The following is a 17,849-nucleotide window of genomic DNA, read 5'->3' on the forward strand; positions in this document are numbered from 1 at the left end:
AAGCCTGATGTCGTCACCGAGGGTCGGGATTCACCGGGCGGCGGCGTTCAGCTCGACGGCCCGACCGACCGATCGCCCCGCAGACGCTTCCGGACGAGTTCGGCACTGATCAGGCACATAGGCAAACCGATACCCGGACGCGTACTCGAACCCGCGTAAAACAGACCCTCGACCTTGCGCGACCGGTTGGTGGCACGCAGGAATGCACTCTGTCGCAACGTATGTGCCGGTCCGAGTGCACCGCCGGACCACGAGTTGACGTCATCGACGAAGTCGGCCGGGCCCACGGTGCGACGGACCACGATGCGCTCGGCGAGATCCGGGATCCCCGCCGATTGGGCAATCGCCGCGATCGCCTGGTCGACGACCTTTTCGATGTCCGGATCCCCGGCACCATCGATCCCCCCGTGACCCATGTCCGGATCAGGGGGCGACGGCACCAGAATGAAGACGTTCTCGTGGTCGGCCGGGGCCACCGAGTCGTCCGTGGCGGACGGCCGGCACACGTACAGGGACGCCGGGTCCGGCATGTGGGTCGGCTGCTCGAAAATGGCGTCGAAGTTCGTCGTCCAGTCCTCGGTGAAGAACAGCGAATGATGTTCCAGTTCAGGCAGATCGCCGCGCACACCCAGATAGGCCAGGACCGCCCCCGGTCCCGAGGTCGCCTTGTCCCACCATCGTTGTGGGAACGTCTGCAGATCGGCAGGCAAGAGCTTGGTCTCTACGTGGTGCAGGTCCGCGGCGCCGACAACGATGTCGGCGGCGATGACGTGTTCGACATCTCCGCGGCCCTGCACCCGCACCCCGACAACCTCATTTCGGCGACGCCCCAGACGCCCCCGACCCTTTCGCGGCCGCGTCAGAATTGCGGTCGCCGACGTGCCGGTGTGTACCCGCACCCCGTTCTCGGTCGCCAGCCTGGACAACGCCTCTACAAACGTCGTGAAACCGCCATTGGGATAGCGGACGCCGTCTGCGAGGTCGAGCCAGCTCATCAGGTGATAGATCGCGGGTGTGCGTTCAGGTGAAGATCCGAGGAACACCGCGGGATAGCCGAGCACCTGCTGTAACCGTCGATCGGAAAAACGTTGTGAGACAAACGACTCCAAAGACCTGGTGAGTAACACCGCCAGAGTCGGGAGATTTCGCAACACCTCACGGCTGAGGAAAGCGCGCGGCGAGTCGAAACTGGTGTAGAGGAAACGCTTCACGGCGATGTCGTATGCGTCGCGGGCGGAGTCGAGGTAACGGCTCAGAGCAGTACCGGCACCCGGCTCGATCGTCTCGAACAGCGCGCGGTTGCTCGATTCGTCACCACCGATGTCGATCTGCTCGTCGACACCCTCGAAGAACACTCGGTACCCGGGTTCCAGACGCACCAGCTCGACCTGCTCGGACGTCGAGGTGCCGAGCAGATCGAAGAAGTGGTCGAACACCTCTGGCATCAGCCACCAGGAGGGTCCGGTGTCGAAACGGAAACCCTCGTGCGCCCACGATCCGGCCCGGCCACCGAGGTCATCGTTCTTTTCGACCAGGTCGACGTCGTGACCGTCACGCGCGAGGAGGGCGGCGGTGGCCAATCCGGCAACACCACCTCCGATGATGACTACCTTTTGCGGTGTGCCCGTCACGAAACCTTGATCTCCTTGTCGAAAACGAGAGGTCGACCACGGCGGAGCGTGGCCGACGCAGCGATGCGCATCTTCTCCGGTGTCGGCACGCGCACCCGGTGGCATCGCACCTGGGCCGGTGACGTCGCCCGCAGACGGCGGGTCAGATCGGCGAACAAGTCGTGGGCCGTGCACACCGCCACGCGGCAGCCGCGTGGTAGCCAGGGAATGACCTCGGCGGCCGCAGCCAGGTCCAGTTCGACGTCGTCGATCCAGTTGTGCCAGATCTCGTCGTCGAGTTCATCAGGCTGGAGCCCGACCAGGTAACGCCGTCCGAGGCCGTCGCTGTCATCGCCGAAGTCGCGCAAGAAGTTGATCTTCTGGAACGCCGAGCCCAGTCGCCTGGCCCCGGGTGCGAGCTCGTCATACAGCGGTGCCGGGTTCGGTTCGCCGGCGACGAAGGCGCGCAGGCACATCAGGCCGACCACCTCGGCGGAGCCGTAGATGTACGTCGCCAGGCTCGCGAAATCGTGGTCAACGTGCTGCAGGTCCGTGCGCATCGCCGAGAAGAAGGGGGTGATCAGCTCTTGTCCGATGCCGACCCGCCGAGCGCTGCGCGCGAACGCGTGGACAACCAGATTGGTACTCGACCCGGTTTCCATGGTCGCGTACGTTTCCTGCTCGAGCTTGTCGAGTTCGATCAGCCGGTCAACGCTGCCCTGACCGGGCCGCGGCGCGTCCACGACCTCGTCGGCCACCCGTACGAGTGCGTAGATGTTGCACACATCCTGTCGGACCTGCCCCCCGAGCAGCCGCGTCGCCAGTCCGAAAGACGACGAATACCGGCGGATCACCAACGCGGCACTGGCGTCAGCGGCAGCGTCATAGCGCAGATAGGGCTGCAAAGCCTCTGCTCGCCTCCGTGTTTGCACCATCAGACCTGTCCTTGCCCTCGTTGCTCTCGCGGTCACCTACTGCCCTCTATTCGGGCCGGTGGACGCTCCGGATGGGCTTGCGGCAACATCTCCGTACGGGTGCGGACCGGGCAATGCGCGAACCTGTTCGACGAACCACGGGCTCACCGCCCAGGGGGTGCGTTCGGCGAGGGTCCAGACGTCGGAAATCGCCGCCCAGGCGTACTCCGCGACCTCATCGGGATCCGGGCGCAGCTCACCCACCGGGCTCGCGACGAACACCGGGCAGATCTCGTTCTCCACCACACCGCTGGCGTCGACCGCCCGGTAGCGGAAGTCGGGCAACACGCATCGCACGCCCTGCACGTCGATACCCAGCTCGCGCTGGGCGTATCGGTGGATCGCATCCTCGACCGATTCGCCGGGCCGTGGATGCCCACAGAACGAGTTCGTCCAGACGCCCGGCCAGGTGCGCTTGCTCAACGCTCGTCGGGTCATCAGAAGATGCCCTTCGTCGACCAGGTGGCAGGAAAACGCGAAGTGCACGGGTGTATCCGTGGTGTGCACGGTCGTCCGGTCCGCGGTTCCGCACGGTTGTCCGTCGGAGTCGGCCAGGACGACCAGGTCGTCGGTCATGCGTACCTCGTTCACTCGGGGTGCCTCAAGTTTGTCATCTGACATTCGGAGCCGATACCGGCCCGGATGATCCGGTGAACGAACGGGCAGCGAGCAGCGGAGGTCACGTCCTGCCGACCGCGCACCAGGCCGTTGCCGACAATTCGAATGGTGCGGTCGGCAGAGCTGCGAAGCATCGCTCACGCAACATGTTTCGCCGCTCGGGCGACAACCCCGCGACATAGACGCCCGCGGGCCCGATCCCGTATGTGTTGGGTTCCCACCATTCGTCGAAACCGCGGTACGTCACGTGGACCGTGAGTTCGCTGGACTCGACATCGCGGATGTCGGCGCGACTGAGCAGCGACGTCAACTCGTCTTGCCGGACGCCGGCCAGAGCGGATTCATCCTGAGCATCCGGGTCCAATTCACGAACCATCCGCCACAACAGCGATATCGGGCCGCGTTCGTTCGGGCCGAGGTCCCAGACACAGGCGGCGACCGTGCCGCCCGGCCGTGTCACCCGAGCCATCTCAGTGAGTCCGAGCACGGGGTCGGTCATGAAATGAACCACCAGCTGAGCCAGCGTGACGTCGAACGAGTTCGCCTCGAACGGCAGGTCCTCGGCAGCCGCCCGGAGTACGTCGATCCCCGGGAATCGGGTTCGCACGGCATCGACGAAAGACGATGACGGGTCGATGGCGCTCACATGATCGACCCCGAGCCGGGACACCAGATGCGCGGTGAGGGCTCCCGGACCGCACCCGACATCGAGTGCCCGCTGGTCTCCCCCGACACCGGCGGCATCAGCGAATACGGCGCCCAGGGGTTCGGAATAACGACCCATGAACCGGGCGTAAGCGTCCGGCGGAACTTCGAACGACATGGCTCGAGCGTAGTCCGCGGGCCCGTCTCCGATACGGGAAAGGCCGAGGGCGGTGACGTCGTCGCATGTCGCGGCTGGGCACATGACCGCGGCCGTGATCAGCGCGCTATGCGATCGGTGGGACTATCCTCGGCCCACGTGAGGCACGAAGATCAGCGGGTTGATGGAATCTCCTCCGGTTCGCTGTCAACACCCGTCGGATCGATCACCGTTTCCAGTAGCGGTGAGGCGATCGTGCGGGTCGCCTGGCGGACTCTCCCGCCGACGAGCAGTCCGTCAGACGATCGGTTGCTGGCCGAAGGGCTCGAACAGCTCCGCGCCTACTTTGACGGGAACCTGACCGACTTCGACCTTCCGGTCGACCTGCACGGCTTGACGGACGCGGCCCGCATCGTGCTGACCACACTCGAGGAGACCGTGCATCGAGGTGACACGATCACGTACGGCGAACTCGCAACCCGCAGCGGCACCGGCGTCTCTGCCCGGAACATCGGCGCCATCATGGGCAGCAACCCTGTGCCACTGCTCATCCCATGCCATCGGGTGGTCGCCGCCGATGGCCTGGGAGGCTACTCGGGCGGTGACAGCGGACAAGGCCTGGAAACCAAGCGATGGCTACTCGATCTGGAGGGCGCCACCCCGCCCACGCTGTTCTGACCACGAGTGCATGAGTGCCTCGCGCCGGGTATACCGGACGAATGCCGGAACTACCCGAGGTCGAGAACGCCAGAGCGGTCGTCGAGAAGGCGCTGAACCGGGTCATCGTCGATATCGATGACACCGACACGTTCGAGTGCCGCCCGCACCGCCCGGGCGAGATCGCCCGAGCACTCAAGGGCGGCAAGCTCATCCAAGCCCGTCGCCGCGGCAAAGCCATGTGGTGTGAGACCGAAACCGCGGACGGATCAGCAGGTCCCCGGCTCGGCATCCATCTCGGGATGGGTGGACGCATCATCGTCACAGCGCCCGACGGTGAGCAGACCTCGGTCTATGGCGGCGGCGATCCACACGTCGGTGAGCGGGACACCGACAAGCCCGAGTGGACGCGCTTCACCATGACGTTCGACGACGGGGGCCAACTCCGGCTCTTCGACAAACGCCGCCTCGGCCGCGTACGCCTGGAACCCGATATCGATGCCCTCGGCCCTGATGCCGCGGAGATCTCGCGAGAGGACTTCCGGCGTCGAATCGGTTCGAGTGGAGCGCCTCTCAAGGCCAGGCTGCTCGACCAGGCGGCCATCGCCGGGATCGGGAACCTGCTCGCCGACGAGGTCCTGTGGCAATGTGGGCTGTACCCGGCACGCCGCGCCAAGACACTGACCACCGACGACCTCGACAACCTACGTGTCGCCCTGCGCCGTGCCATCCGATCCGCGATCAAGAAGGGCGGCGTGCACACCGGGGAGATCATCCCGTATCGCAAGACCGACGCCGTGTGCCCCCGGTGTGGGGCGCCGATGTCACGCGGCACCGTCGGCGGGCGCACGACGTGGTGGTGTTCGCGGGAGCAGTCGTGAACACTCATCGGAAAGACAACCGCGAAAGCGGCGGCCGGTCTGGCATGCCCGCACCAATAGATCGGAACGCCGTTGACAGAATTCGACACGCTGATCGTCGGCGCCGGAATCGCCGGCCTGACCGTCGGGCGAATCCTTGCCGATGACGGCCGGCGGGTGGCGATCCTGGAGGCCAGAGACCGCGTCGGAGGGCGCGTGTGGACCTCACGCGCGGACGGCGAGGTCGTCGACTACGGAGCGTCCTGGGTCCACGGAATCGATGGAAATCCGGTAGCCGACGCCGTCAAGGCCTTCGGCATGCGCACGCTTGAGTTCACCGTGGGCAGCTATCAGCCCGATGGGCGACCCATCGCTTACTACTCTCCCACCGACACGCGATTGAGTGACGAAGCCGCCCAGCGTTTCACCGCGGACATCCATTCGTTCAGCGATCTACTGGCGATAAACATCGCCACCTCAGACCCGAGGACATCCTTCGGCGAGGCAGTGGAAAGCACTCTGGCGCAACTGAAGTGGGACGCCGATCGGTCGATGCGAGTCCGCGAGTTCCTGCAACACCGGGCCGAGGAACAGTTGGGTGTGTGGATCGACGACCTCGACGCGCACGGTCTCGACGACGATGCGATCGACGGTGACGAAGTGGTGTTCCCCGACGGCTACGACGAACTCGCCACACACCTGGCGAAGGGCCTCGATGTGCGCCTGGAACACGTGGTCACCTGCGTGCGGTGGTCGCCGACCGGTGTCACCGTCGAGACCGGCCAGGGGCGTATGACGGCCGGCCGGGTTGTGATCACGGTTCCGATCGGAGTGCTGAAGTCGCCCGAGTTCATTCTCGATCCACCACTGCCCGAACCGCAATCAGGTGCATTGCGGCGGCTGGAGATGAACGCATTCGAGAAGGTGGTCCTGCGGTTTCCGCAGAAATTCTGGGACGACGACGTCTATGCGATTCGCCGGCAGGGCGAGGCCGGAAGGTGGTGGCATTCCTGGTACGACCTGACCGCCATGAACGGTTCACCGACGCTCCTGACGTTCGCGGCCGGCCCCTGCGCCAGAGCGACTCGCGAATGGTCTGACCCGCAGATCGCCGACTCCGTTCTCGACGCATTGCGAGCGCTGTACGGCGGCCTTGTTGTGCAACCCGATCGGGTACACGTCACTCGCTGGCAGGACGATCCCTACGCGCGCGGTTCGTACTCGTACATGACAGTCGGCTCGGACCGACTCGATCACGACGTCCTTTCCACACCGATCGACGACGTGGTGCACCTGGCCGGCGAGGCCACCTGGACCGACGACCCCGCAACGGTGACCGGTGCGCTGAAGTCGGGACATCGGGCCGCAGAACAGATCCTGGGTCGCGCTGTGTCATTCACAGAGATCTGGAGTTGATCCCCAGAAAAAAGCGGCGGCTCCGGATTTCTCCGAAACCACCGCTGTGATCGACGCATTACAACCGGTCAAAGGTTGAGTTCCGTAGCGAGCCTGTCAATCTCGGGGTCGCCGTCTTCGAGTCCGGCGATCTTTTCTTTCGCCGCTTGGCGCAGACGGACCCTCTCTTCGACGTCTTCCTCGCTCGTAGCAGAGGAACCCTCCGCGTACCCCATCGCTCCGCTCGCGAAAGTGTCCAACTGGCTGTCTATCTTGCGTAGAGCTTCGTCTTTCGTCATGGAACCGACTTACCCCGATGTGAACTAGTCAAACCTGTCACGCGGTTCCTCGGAGCGCCCGCGGCACGCGCTACGAGTTGGCCGCAACGAAAGCCTGATGCTGTGAACACCAGCTGCTGAAGCAGCTCGGCCCTTGCACATACGGTTCTGTGGTGCCCCCGCCGGCCTTGGGCACACCTGGAATCGTTTGGCTGCGGATCTTGTGCCCACACTCGGGGCAGATCATCTCATCGTTCATGCATCCGAGACTCCGCCGGATCTCCGATTCGCGCAACCGCGACTGTACCGCCCCGCCAATCAGCTTCGGGCACAAAAAAGCCTGGTCAGAACTCTCTGACCAGGCTTTTCTCTGTCGGGCTGACAGGATTTGAACCTGCGACCACTTGACCCCCAGTCAAGTGCGCTACCAAGCTGCGCCACAGCCCGTGGCACTCCCCGTTAAGGGCGCTGAATGAGATTACCTCAGGCACCACCCACAGCGAAAATCGCCTGGTAGATGCCCTGCTGAAGCTCCGCCGCATCCGAGTCGGGAGGCTCGGCAGCTCTGACGTTTCCTCGGTTGGCCTTCGGGAACAAAGTTACCTAAACTTCCCTATCTGCATGTATATTGTCCTACTGTGGCACCACCGAATTACCTGTCCGCCGACGAGGTGGCCGATGAGCTCGGATTACACGTGCGGACAGTCCGCACCTACATCCGCGATGGGCGGCTGCGGGCTGCACGTGTGGGCAAGCAGTATCGGATCACGCGAGCGGATCTGGCCGCGTTTGCTGCAGGTGCCGGCAACAGCAGCCCAGGACCGGTGGCTGCGCCGCTTCCGGAAGAAGACGCCACCGAACACAGCACCGTTGTTGTCGACCTCGACAACCTCAAGCCCGGCGACTGGGATCGCATCACCACCGTCCTCACGGCCGCAGTGGGAGGCCGGGACCGCGGGCATCCACTGCGCTTGACCACAGCCCCCGGCCCGGACGGCCGATCACTGAAAGTGATTGCGCAAGGCAGCATCAGCGACACCGCAGACGTCCTGATCCTGCTCCGCGACCTCACCGAAGGAGGCAACTTCTCATGACCACCTTCCGGCCGACCGCGAACGGTACCGAGCTGATGGTCTACTCCGACACCGGCGAACCCGTGGCCGCTCTCGACGCAATCGGCGCAACATGGGGACACAAGGTGGCAGCAGTCGCGATACCCGTCACCCGGTTGCCAGAAGGCTTCCTGGACCTCAGTACGGGCGTCGCAGGCGAATACCTCCAGAAGATGGTGCAATACCACGTGGTGATCGCCATCGTCGGCGACATCTCCACGGAGGTCGCTCGCAGCAAGCCTCTGGCCGCATTTGTGCGCGAATCCAATCGCGGGCGTCATGTGTGGTTTGTCGACACGATCGATGACGTACACACCAGACTTGCTTGACCGCCACCACCTTTGACGAAAACCGCTGGTCAGCGACTTGTCGGTGGCTGCTGATAGAACTATTCCATGACGTCGGGGGTGACAGATCTCATTAACCGCATCGAGGGCATGGCCCTTGATGCGGAAGAGGTCGTTGCTGTCCGTGAAGCATTGTCGCGCAGGCTTGTTGACATCTCACTGGCGCCGCTCTCGGACAAGGAAACTGTCGAACTCGCCCAAGCTGTCGAGACCCAGACCCGCCGTGATGAAGCGATCAAGGTGCGGATCGCGGTCGAGCTACGGGAACGGTCTGTCGCTGCCAAGCAAGGGCTCAAGCACACCAAGTTTCTGCGGCACCATTTACGTATTTCGGCGACCCAGGCCAGCGCCCGGTCGAAAAGGGCTGAGCGCGTGGGTCAATGGCACACCCCCTCTGGCGAGGTGCTTGCACCGGTCTATCCGCATACCTGGTCGGCGTTGCGTGATGGCGCGATCGGAGTCGCGCACTACAGCGTCATTCACGAGACGTTGCATAATCTGCCGGGCACCATTCGCAGCAACCTCGCCTTGTGGTCCGATGGGGAACAGTTGATGGCCGAGGCCGCCCGGACGATGGATCCCGATGAACTCAAGCGGGTCGGATTGTATCTGCGTGATCATTTGGATCCGGACGGCGAGTTCGACGACGCCGACCGAGCTCAGAAGCGCGGGTTGTCGGTGTCCAAGCAGGGTGCGGACAAGATGGCCACACTGACCGGCACCCTGGATCCGGTGACCAAGGCGCTGTGGGATGTTGTTGCCGCCAAGTGGGCTGCGGCCGGGATGAACAATCCTGACGACCCTGACTCACCGTCCGGGCCTGCTGATAAAGCCGATGCCGACACCCTGCAGGCCGCGGCAAAACGCGACCACCGCACCCCGGGGCAACGTAACCACGATGCATTGAAACGGTTGCTGGAGTTGGCGGTCGGGCAAGGCACCCTGGGCCGGCACCGGGGTTTACCCGCGCGGGTCATCGTCACCATGACCTTGGAGCAACTCGAAAAAGAAGCCGGTGTGGCGACCACCGCCTCCGGTGGTGTGGTGCCGGTGCGTGATGCCCTGCGGCTGGCGGGGGTGAACCGCAAGTTTTTGGCGTTGCTCGACGACAAGCACCGTCCCCTGTTTGTGGGCCGGGAACAACGTTTGGCGACCGAGGATCAGCGGATGGCGTTGATCGCCGCTGAGCGGGGCTGCTCACGGCCCGGATGCGACGCACCAGCTACCGAGGTCGCGGTCCATCACACCAGGGAATGGTCCAAAGGCGGGTGGACCGACATCACCGTGTTGACGTTGGTGTGTGGTCCCGATCATGGGCAGGTCCACGACGGGGAGACCGGGTGGATCACCGAGATCATCAACTCAGATACCGGACCACCGGGTTGGCAGGGCCGGATCGGGTGGCGCCAGCGTGGGTCGTTGGCTTTGCCGCAGCCGAACAACACTCATTTTCCGGACAAGTATTTTTCCAATCCGGAGATGTGGCATCCCGACAGTGATGCTGATGCCGCGTGGTTCCAGGAGCGCGCCCGCGCAGCCTTCGAGGCGAAAGCTGAAGCGGCACAGGTCTACAACGTCGACTTCGGCTGGAAGAAATCGATTCGATGGGCCGCCTGAAGGCAGTGCGGCCTGAACGAACCTTGCCCCGGTCGATTTGTGTCGACCGGGGCAGGTTGCGGATCTAATACTGCGTTCGCTACTTCGTGCGCTCGCGCTTCTCGCGGACGCGGACGTTCACCCGAACCGGCGAGCCATCGAAGTTGAAGGCCTCACGCAGCTTTCGCTCCAGGAAGCGGCGGTAGCCGGCCTCCAGGAAGCCCGTGGTGAAGAAGACGAACGTCGGCGGCCGGGTGGCAGCCTGCGTCGCAAACATCACCCGAGGCAGACGCCCACCACGCATCGGTGGCGGAGTCTCGGCGATGACATCCTTGAGCCAGTTGTTGAGCTGACCGGTCGAGATCCGCTTGTCCCATGACGCCAACGCCGTATCCAGTGCCGGCACGAGCTTGGCCACGGACCGACCGGTGTGGGCTGAGATGTTGACCGTCCGTGCCCACGGCACGCGGGACAGGTCGCGGTCGACCTCCTTGGCCAACTGCAGCCGGCGGTCCTCGTCGACCAGATCCCACTTGTTGAACGCGATCACCAATGCACGACCGGCCTCGATGATCATCGTCAGAACCCGCTGGTCCTGCTCGGTGATCGGCTCCGAGGCGTCGATCAGCAGCACCGCGACCTCGGCGGCCTCGATGGCCGACCGGGTGCGCAGCGACGCGTAGAACTCGTGCCCGCTCGACTGCGTCACCTTCTTGCGCAAGCCGGCGGTGTCGACGAAGTTCCAGACCCGTCCACCGAGTTCGACCAGCTCGTCAACGGGGTCGACCGTGGTTCCGGCGACGTTGTCGACCACTGCACGTTCTTCACCGGTGAGCTTGTTCATCAACGAGCTCTTGCCCACGTTGGGCTTGCCCACCAACGCAACTCGGCGCGGGCCACCCATGGTGGTCGATTCGCGAGGCGTTTCGGGCAGTGCTTCGAGGATCTTGTCGAGCAGATCACCGGTACCGCGACCGTGGGCGGCGGACACCGTGAACGGCTCCCCCAGTCCCAGCGACCACAGGGCAGCCGCTTCGGCTTCCAACCGCTCGTCGTCAACCTTGTTGGCCGCCAACAGCACCGGTGTCTTCGAGCGCCGCAGCACCTTCGCCACCGCTTCATCGGTGGCGGTGGCGCCCACGGTGGTGTCGACAACCAGCACGATCGCGTCGGCCGTCTTCATCGCGATCTCGGCCTGGCGCGCAACGGACTGCTGCAGCCCCTTGGCGTCGGGTTCCCAACCGCCGGTGTCCTGCACCATGAATCGTCGCCCGGCCCACGATGCCTCGTAAGAGACACGGTCACGGGTCACGCCGGGGATGTCCTCGACGACCGCTTCACGGCGACCCAGGATTCGGTTCACCAGCGATGACTTGCCCACGTTCGGGCGACCGACGATCGCCACAACGGGCACCGCCACCGGCGCGCCGTCGACACCCAGATCGGCGAGCTCTGCCAGCTCGAAGTCGGACTCATCCGACCACAATCCGTCGGACGAAATCGCCGCCCCGTCAAAGTTGTCACTCATGCTTCTACCCCAATCCGGTTGCGCGCCAACTCGACCAGCTTGGCGATCACCTCTTCGATGCCCATGTCGGTGGTGTCGACCTGTACGGCATCATCGGCCGGTCGCAAAGGCGACGTCGACCGTGTCGAATCCAGATGGTCCCGGCGGATCACGTCCGCCAGCACCGTCTGGTAATCACTGTCAATTCCTGCAGCAACGTTCTGATCATGTCGCCGCTGCGCACGAGCCTCCGGCGTCGCGGTCAGGTACACCTTGAGCGCGGCATCAGGGAACACAACGGTTCCGATGTCGCGGCCCTCGAGCACGCTGAGTCCGTTCTGTGCCAGATCGCGCTGCGCCTGCACCAGACGAGTACGTACGGCGGGTACGGCCGAGACAGCCGACACCGCGCGAGTCACCTCGTCGCGACGGATCTCATCGGAGACGTCCTCGCCGTCCATCAACACGACCTGCTTGGCCGGGTCGTTGGTGACGGCGATACGAACGCCCTCGGTCGCTTTGTCGATCGCGTCCGGATCATCCAGTGCCACACCGGCGCGCAGTGCGCGCAGGGTTGCGACCCGATACATGGCTCCGGTGTCGATGTAGTTGGCGCCCAGCGCGGTTGCCACGCGGCGCGCCACACTCGACTTACCGGTTCCGGCCGGACCGTCGATGGCGATCACACCGGACGTGATCACCTCTGGGGTGGTCACATTCCCACCGCCTTGTAGAGGGCGCCGATCTCGTCGTTGCCCATGACCCGCAGGGTGCCCGGACGTTGTTCGCCGATGTTGACCGCACCGATGTCGGTGCGCACCAGTCGAATAACCGGGAAGCCGGACGCGTCGAGGATTCGACGGACGATGTGCTTGCGGCCTTCGTGCAAAGTCAGGCGGAGAAGCGAGATGCCCTGGTTCACGTCGAGCAATGCGAACTTGTCGATCTTGGCCGGGCCGTCATCGAGTTCGATGCCGTCGCGCAGGGTGCGACCCAGGTTGCGATGCACCTCTCCACGCACGGTGACCATATAGGTCTTGGGGACCTCGAACGATGGGTGCATCAAACGATGCGCCAGCTCACCATCGTTGGTGAGCAGGATGAGCCCTTCGGTGTCCGCGTCGAGGCGTCCGACGTGGAACAGTCGCTGCCCCGACATGACCCGCTCGGCAACCAGGTCACCGATGCAGGGACGGCCGAACTCGTCGGCCATCGTCGACTGCCAGCCCTTGGGCTTGTTCAACGCGAGGTACTGATGCTCCTCGTTGACAACCACACGGGATCCGTCAACGCGAACCACGGCGGTTTCAGGATTGATACGCAGGCCCTGCTCCAGGACGATTTCACCGTCGACCTCGACACGGCCGGCCGCGATCAACTCTTCGGCGCCGCGTCGCGAAGCCACTCCGGCCTGCGCGAGCACCTTCTGCAGTCGCAAGCCATCCTTGACGTACGTCGCACCATCTTCCGCTGCATCCAGCGGATTCTGGTCGCGGGCGGGTTTTGCATTGTTCAGCCGAGCCTGACCGCTCTTCGCGTCAGGGGCCGAACGAGCACCACGCTCCGGGTTGAAGCCCTTGCGATGCGTCTTCTTGAACCGGGCTTCGGCGGCATTCTTGGTCGCCTTACCCGCGGGCCTCCCGCCGGACGCGCCACCCGCGCGCTCGGTGCCGGGGTTCGCGGTCCGGTCACCGGTCGGACGACCGAGATCTTCGCCGCCGCTCCGCACGCCACGCTCGTAAGCGGGCTTTTCGCTGCGCTCGTATGCCGGCTTTCCGCCACGATCGCCCGAAGGCCGTCCGCGATCACCAAAGCTGGGCCGTCCACCACGATCACCGGTAGGACGTCCGCCACGCTCGCCGCCGCCGGACCGACCGTCACGATCGCCCGAAGGCCGACCACTGCGATCACCAAAGCTGGGCCGTCCACCGCGATCACCGGTAGGACGTCCGCCGCGCTCGCCGCCGCTGGGGCGTCCGCCACGATCTCCGGTGGGACGTCCGCCGCGCTCGCCACCGCCGGACCGACCATCACGATCGCCCGAAGGCCGACCACTGCGATCACCAAAGCTGGGCCTGCCACCACGATCACCGGTGGGACGTCCCCCACGCTCGCCGCCGCCGGTAGGCCTGCCCCCACGGTCACCACCGGACCGACCGTCACGATCGCCCGAAGGCCGACCACTGCGATCACCAAAGCTGGGCCTGCCACCACGATCACCCGTGGGACGTCCGCCGCGCTCGCCGCCGCCGGTGGGCCTGCCACCACGGTCACCCGTGGGCCGACCACCGCGCTCACCGCCGGTGGACCTGCCACCACGGTCTCCGGCGGGCCGACTGCCATGCTCGGAGTAAGGCTTGGCGTCGCGGTCGTCGAACGACCGTCCTCCCTCACGGGGAGCTCGCCCTTTGCCTTGGTTGTTGTTGCTTCTGTCCGGTTTGCCGTCTCGGCTAGCGGGTGCCATTCTCTATCCCTAATTCCCGTCGTATTGATCGATCTGCAATGCGCAGCTCAATCGTCGTCGACGGTGATGTTGTTGGTTTTGTTCTTCAAGTCTGACGGGTTACCTGCCAGTTTGGCGAATCGCGGGTCGCTGATGATCTCATCTCCGAGGGCGTCGATGACGTCCACGTCAGGGAGTAACGGCGCGAGATCCGGTAGCTCGTCCAAAGAAGCCAACCCCAGGCGTTCCAAAAATAGTTCCGTCGTGCCGTACGTCACTGCGCCCGAATCCGGGTCTGTTCCGACTTCGGCGAGCAATCCGCGGGCGAGCAACGTGCGCACCACACCGTCGACGTTGACCCCGCGCACTGCACTGACCCTGGACCGGCTGACCGGTTGGCGGTAGGCCACCACGGCCAGGGTTTCGAGCGCCGCCCGGGTCAGTTTCGTCCGGGCACCGTCGAGGAGAAGCCGTTCGACGTAGGGCGCGTACTCGTTGCGGGTGTAATACCGCCAGCCGTCACCGGCGTAGCGGAGGTCCATGCCGCTGTTCCGGTCCGTCAATTCGTTCGACATCTGCCGCAGCATCGCCTGGACCCGCGAGGTCTTCTCTTCGAGCACCGACGCGAGCTGGTCGGTGGGTGCCGGTGTGTCTGTCACCAGCAACATCGCTTCAAGCGCCGACCGGAGTTCGTCGTCCGCGAGGACGTCTTCCACCGGCAGGTCGTCGTCCGCTGTGTTCTCGGCGCCGTCGTCCTCGGACAGGGCCTCGGCCAGCGCATCCGACAGCATCTCGTCGGCCTCGGCGCCAGAAGTCTCCTGCGGCTCTTCGAGCGGTTGTTCCTCAGCCATAATCTTCACCCTTCTCGACGATCACCTGAGCGTCTTCGAGCTCACCGGTCCAGCTCACCATCAACGCCCCGAGAGCCTCAGGCTGTTCGAAGGCCACGGCCCGCTCGCGATACAACTCCAACAGGGCCAGGAATCGCGCCACCACCTCGAGACCGCTTCCGCATTCGACGACCAGGTCCGAGAAACTCACCCACACGCCGGCACCGGCGTGCCGCAGGATCTCCCCGATCCGCAAAGCGTGCGCGGGCACCGACACCTTCTCGATGTGCAGATGCCCGAGCCCCACCTTGGGAACCGGTTTGGGTGTCATCGCCGACACCGCCACCTCGGCGAACACCGCCGGGCTGACACCGAGGGTCACCTCGGGAAGCAACGACTCGAAACGCGGTTCGAGTGACACCCCACGCGGATAGCGTTGCAGCGCGGCAGCTTCCAGCTCCGCAAACAACATCGCGACCTGTTTGTAGGCCCGGTACTGGAGCAGGCGCGCGAACAGGAGGTCGCGGGCCTCGAGCAACGCGAGGTCCTCGTCGTTCTCGACCTCACCAGAGGGCAGCAGACGCGCGGCCTTCAGGTCGAGCAGCGTGGCCGCCACCACGAGGAACTCGGTGGTCTGGTCGAGTTCCATCTCCGCACCCAGAAGCTTGGTGTAAGCGATGAAATCGTCGGTGACCTCGTGCAACGCGACCTCGGTGACGTCGAGGCGGTGTTGCCCGATGAGATTGAGCAGCAGGTCGAACGGACCCTCGAAGTTCGCCAGCTTGACCTGGAAGCGAGACTTGCCGACAACAACGGGTTCCGCCGCGACCTCGACTTCTGCAACCTCTGACGGCTCGGTCTCTGAGGGCTCGGCCATCTCTAACGCGTGCGGTGAATGACTTCGCGGGCCAGTGCCCGATACGCCTTCGCGCCGCCTGATTTCGGTGCCCACGAGGTGATGGGTTCACCGGCGACACTGGTTTCGGGGAATCGGACGGTCCGGCTGATGACGGTGTCGTAGACCTTGTCACCGAACACCTCGACCACCCGCTGCATCACCTCACGGGAATGCAGGGTGCGGGCGTCGAACATCGTCACCAGGATGCCGCCGAGCGTCAGGCGCGGATTGAGCCGATCGCGAACCTTGTCGATGGTGTCGTTGAGCAGCGCCAGTCCACGCAGACTGAAGTACTCGCACTCCATCGGAATGACAACCGTGTCGGCGCAGGCGAGCGCGTTGACGGTGAGCAGTCCCAGCGACGGCTGGCAGTCGATCAGCACGTAGTCGTAGCGGTCCAGCAGCGGATGCAGCGCGCGGCCGAGGGTGTGCTCGCGGCCCACCTCGTTGACCAGCTGGATCTCGGCTGCCGACAGGTCGATGTTGGACGGCAACAGGTCCATGCCGTCGACCCGCGTCCGCATCAGGACATCTTCAGCAGAGATCTGCGGCGGAACCAGCATGTTGTGGACCGTCAGGTCCAGCTCGTGGTGCGGGACACCCAGACCGGCGGACAGCGCGCCCTGGGGGTCGAGATCGACCAGCAGCACACGACGACCACATTCGGCCAAGGCGGCGCCCAGGTTGATGGTGGACGTGGTCTTGCCCACGCCACCCTTCTGATTACAGACAGCGACCACCGTGGCAGGACCGTGCCGGTCTAGCGGCATCGGTTCGGGCACCGGACGCAGTTCGCGGCCGGTCGGCCCGAGCTCTCCGGGTGCGCTGGGCTTTTCGCGGTTGAGTTCCTCTACGCCGACTGGCGGCGGCGAGATCATCAACTGATTCGCTTCACGCCCGCGCCCGTATTCAGGTGGCTGCGGCGTTGTCACACCCAGAGCCTAGTGGGTCGGCGCGGCGGCGCTGTGGAGGCTCACCGCTACGCGGGTGTCTTATCGGGCCCGAGGGTGCGCCAGCGCGTACACCTCACGCATCGTTCCGACCGTCACAAGGGTGTAGACCTGCGTGGTCGTCACCGATGCATGTCCGAGAAGTTCCTGCACCACGCGGACGTCCGCACCACCGTCGAGCAGATGCGTGGCGAAGCTGTGACGCAACGTGTGCGGTGAGACGGCTTTGTCCAACCCGGCGCGCTCGGCTGCATCGACGAGCACCTGCCAGGCGCTCTGGCGACTGAGCCGGCCACCCCGTGAGTTCAGGAACAGTGCCGGGTTGAACTTGGAGACGAGTGCGGGTCTGCCACGCACGAGATACGCGTCCAGTGCGGCGATGGCCGGACGGCCCACGGGCACGATTCGTTCTTTTCCCCCTTTGCCACGCAACACCACGGACCGGGATTCGGTGTCGATGTCGTCGACGTCGAGGGTGACCGCCTCCGAGATGCGGGCACCACAGCTGTAGAGCAGTTCGAGCAATGCCCGGTTCCGCAGCGACCGCGGCGAGTCGGCGACGTCCTCACCACCGCTGGCGGTCAGGATCGCGAGCACCTCGTCGACCGGAAGGCTCTTGGGGAGCCGGCGCGGCGCCTTGGGCGGGGCCACACCGTGCGCGACGTCGTCCGGCACGATTCCCTCGGCGGCGGCGAACTTGTGAAAACCTCTCGTGGCCACCAGGGTTCGCGCGATCGAGCTGTCGGCCAACGGGGGTTTGTCGTTGTCGGCGTCACCGCGGCGAAGGGCGATGAGGAACTCCCGGACATCGGCCTCGGTGACGTCGGCGAGCACGTCGATCCCCCGCGACGCCAGATACTCCTGATACCGCCGCAGATCCCGGGCATAGGACTGCAGAGTGTTACGCGCCGAACCCCGTTCGACCTCCAGGTGGTCCAGGTAGATCTGCACCTGATCCGCGAGGCTCATGAG

Annotated in this window: 18 protein-coding genes and 1 tRNA gene; 6 read left to right on the top strand and 13 right to left on the bottom strand. The window is 64.8% G+C overall.

The features are described from left to right. Positions 1–47: 47 nt before the first annotated feature. From crtI to AC51GT_RS08455, 4 genes are all read right to left on the bottom strand, one after another. A complete protein-coding gene (gene crtI / locus AC51GT_RS08440) occupies positions 48–1,631 on the bottom strand; it encodes a phytoene desaturase family protein (protein WP_496328446.1) in 1,584 nt (527 codons plus the stop codon). After that, entirely contained in the window at positions 1,628–2,545 is a 918-nt protein-coding gene (locus AC51GT_RS08445; RefSeq protein ID WP_496325823.1) for a phytoene/squalene synthase family protein, read from the bottom strand. Before AC51GT_RS08445 ends, crtI begins: the two co-directional genes overlap by 4 nt. A 36-nt stretch (positions 2,546–2,581) precedes the next feature. After that, a complete protein-coding gene (gene idi / locus AC51GT_RS08450; protein WP_496325824.1) occupies positions 2,582–3,160 on the bottom strand; it encodes an isopentenyl-diphosphate Delta-isomerase in 579 nt (192 codons plus the stop codon). Between the two features lie 103 nt (positions 3,161–3,263). Continuing rightward, positions 3,264–4,025 (bottom strand): class I SAM-dependent methyltransferase, encoded by a 762-nt coding sequence (locus AC51GT_RS08455; protein WP_496325825.1) that lies wholly within the window; start codon positions 4,023–4,025, stop codon positions 3,264–3,266. Between the two features lie 138 nt (positions 4,026–4,163). Between AC51GT_RS08455 and AC51GT_RS08460 the strand changes: the two genes are divergently transcribed. From AC51GT_RS08460 to AC51GT_RS08470, 3 genes are all read left to right on the top strand, one after another. Further along, entirely contained in the window at positions 4,164–4,682 is a 519-nt protein-coding gene (locus AC51GT_RS08460) for a methylated-DNA--[protein]-cysteine S-methyltransferase (protein ID WP_496328447.1), read from the top strand. 41 nt (positions 4,683–4,723) lie between these two features. Next, the gene (locus tag AC51GT_RS08465; RefSeq protein WP_496328448.1) at positions 4,724–5,542 is read left to right on the top strand and encodes an Fpg/Nei family DNA glycosylase; all 819 of its coding nucleotides are present in this window, start codon (positions 4,724–4,726) and stop codon (positions 5,540–5,542) included. 72 nt (positions 5,543–5,614) lie between these two features. Then, positions 5,615–6,937 carry a flavin monoamine oxidase family protein gene (locus AC51GT_RS08470; RefSeq protein ID WP_496328449.1) on the top strand — a complete coding sequence of 441 codons (1,323 nt, stop codon included), beginning with the start codon at positions 5,615–5,617 and terminating at the stop codon, positions 6,935–6,937. A 68-nt stretch (positions 6,938–7,005) separates the two neighbouring features. Here the strand turns inward: AC51GT_RS08470 and AC51GT_RS08475 are convergent, their stop codons facing one another. Both AC51GT_RS08475 and AC51GT_RS08480 read right to left on the bottom strand, forming a co-directional pair. After that, positions 7,006–7,215 (bottom strand): hypothetical protein, encoded by a 210-nt coding sequence (locus AC51GT_RS08475; protein ID WP_496325829.1) that lies wholly within the window; start codon positions 7,213–7,215, stop codon positions 7,006–7,008. A gap of 352 nt (positions 7,216–7,567) precedes the next feature. Then, positions 7,568–7,641: transfer RNA gene (locus tag AC51GT_RS08480), tRNA-Pro, on the bottom strand. A gap of 191 nt (positions 7,642–7,832) precedes the next feature. On the opposite strand from AC51GT_RS08480, the gene AC51GT_RS08485 reads away from it, so the two are divergent. The 3 genes from AC51GT_RS08485 (at position 7,833) to AC51GT_RS08495 (ending at position 10,270) form a co-directional block, all read left to right on the top strand. Then, positions 7,833–8,288, top strand: a complete 456-nt coding sequence (locus AC51GT_RS08485) for a helix-turn-helix domain-containing protein (protein WP_496328450.1) — start codon at positions 7,833–7,835, stop codon at positions 8,286–8,288. Then, complete coding sequence (locus AC51GT_RS08490; protein ID WP_496328451.1) at positions 8,285–8,635, top strand: DUF4180 domain-containing protein; 351 nt, start codon at positions 8,285–8,287, stop codon at positions 8,633–8,635. The genes AC51GT_RS08485 and AC51GT_RS08490 overlap by 4 nt, the downstream gene beginning before the upstream one ends. A gap of 78 nt (positions 8,636–8,713) precedes the next feature. Beyond that, positions 8,714–10,270, top strand: coding sequence for an HNH endonuclease signature motif containing protein (locus tag AC51GT_RS08495; protein WP_496328452.1), 1,557 nt, complete (start codon positions 8,714–8,716; stop codon positions 10,268–10,270). Between the two features lie 79 nt (positions 10,271–10,349). Here the strand turns inward: AC51GT_RS08495 and der are convergent, their stop codons facing one another. The 7 genes from der to xerD form a co-directional block, all read right to left on the bottom strand. Further along, positions 10,350–11,777 carry a ribosome biogenesis GTPase Der gene (der, locus tag AC51GT_RS08500; RefSeq protein WP_496328453.1) on the bottom strand — a complete coding sequence of 476 codons (1,428 nt, stop codon included), beginning with the start codon at positions 11,775–11,777 and terminating at the stop codon, positions 10,350–10,352. Then, positions 11,774–12,442 (bottom strand): (d)CMP kinase, encoded by a 669-nt coding sequence (gene cmk, locus AC51GT_RS08505; protein ID WP_496328491.1) that lies wholly within the window; start codon positions 12,440–12,442, stop codon positions 11,774–11,776. Before cmk ends, der begins: the two co-directional genes overlap by 4 nt. A gap of 26 nt (positions 12,443–12,468) precedes the next feature. Further along, positions 12,469–13,485, bottom strand: a complete 1,017-nt coding sequence (locus AC51GT_RS08510) for a pseudouridine synthase (RefSeq protein ID WP_496328454.1) — start codon at positions 13,483–13,485, stop codon at positions 12,469–12,471. A 782-nt stretch (positions 13,486–14,267) separates the two neighbouring features. Beyond that, entirely contained in the window at positions 14,268–15,050 is a 783-nt protein-coding gene (scpB, locus tag AC51GT_RS08515; RefSeq protein WP_496328455.1) for an SMC-Scp complex subunit ScpB, read from the bottom strand. Then, positions 15,043–15,906, bottom strand: coding sequence for a segregation and condensation protein A (locus tag AC51GT_RS08520; protein WP_496328456.1), 864 nt, complete (start codon positions 15,904–15,906; stop codon positions 15,043–15,045). Before AC51GT_RS08520 ends, scpB begins: the two co-directional genes overlap by 8 nt. 2 nt (positions 15,907–15,908) lie before the next feature. Further along, on the bottom strand, positions 15,909–16,805 hold the full coding sequence (locus AC51GT_RS08525) for a ParA family protein (protein WP_496325897.1): 897 nt from the start codon (positions 16,803–16,805) through the stop codon (positions 15,909–15,911). A 114-nt stretch (positions 16,806–16,919) separates the two neighbouring features. Continuing rightward, positions 16,920–17,846, bottom strand: coding sequence for a site-specific tyrosine recombinase XerD (xerD, locus tag AC51GT_RS08530; RefSeq protein WP_496328457.1), 927 nt, complete (start codon positions 17,844–17,846; stop codon positions 16,920–16,922). Between the last annotated feature and the right edge of the window lie 3 nt (positions 17,847–17,849).

Source organism: Williamsia sp. z34, from assembly GCF_059553395.1.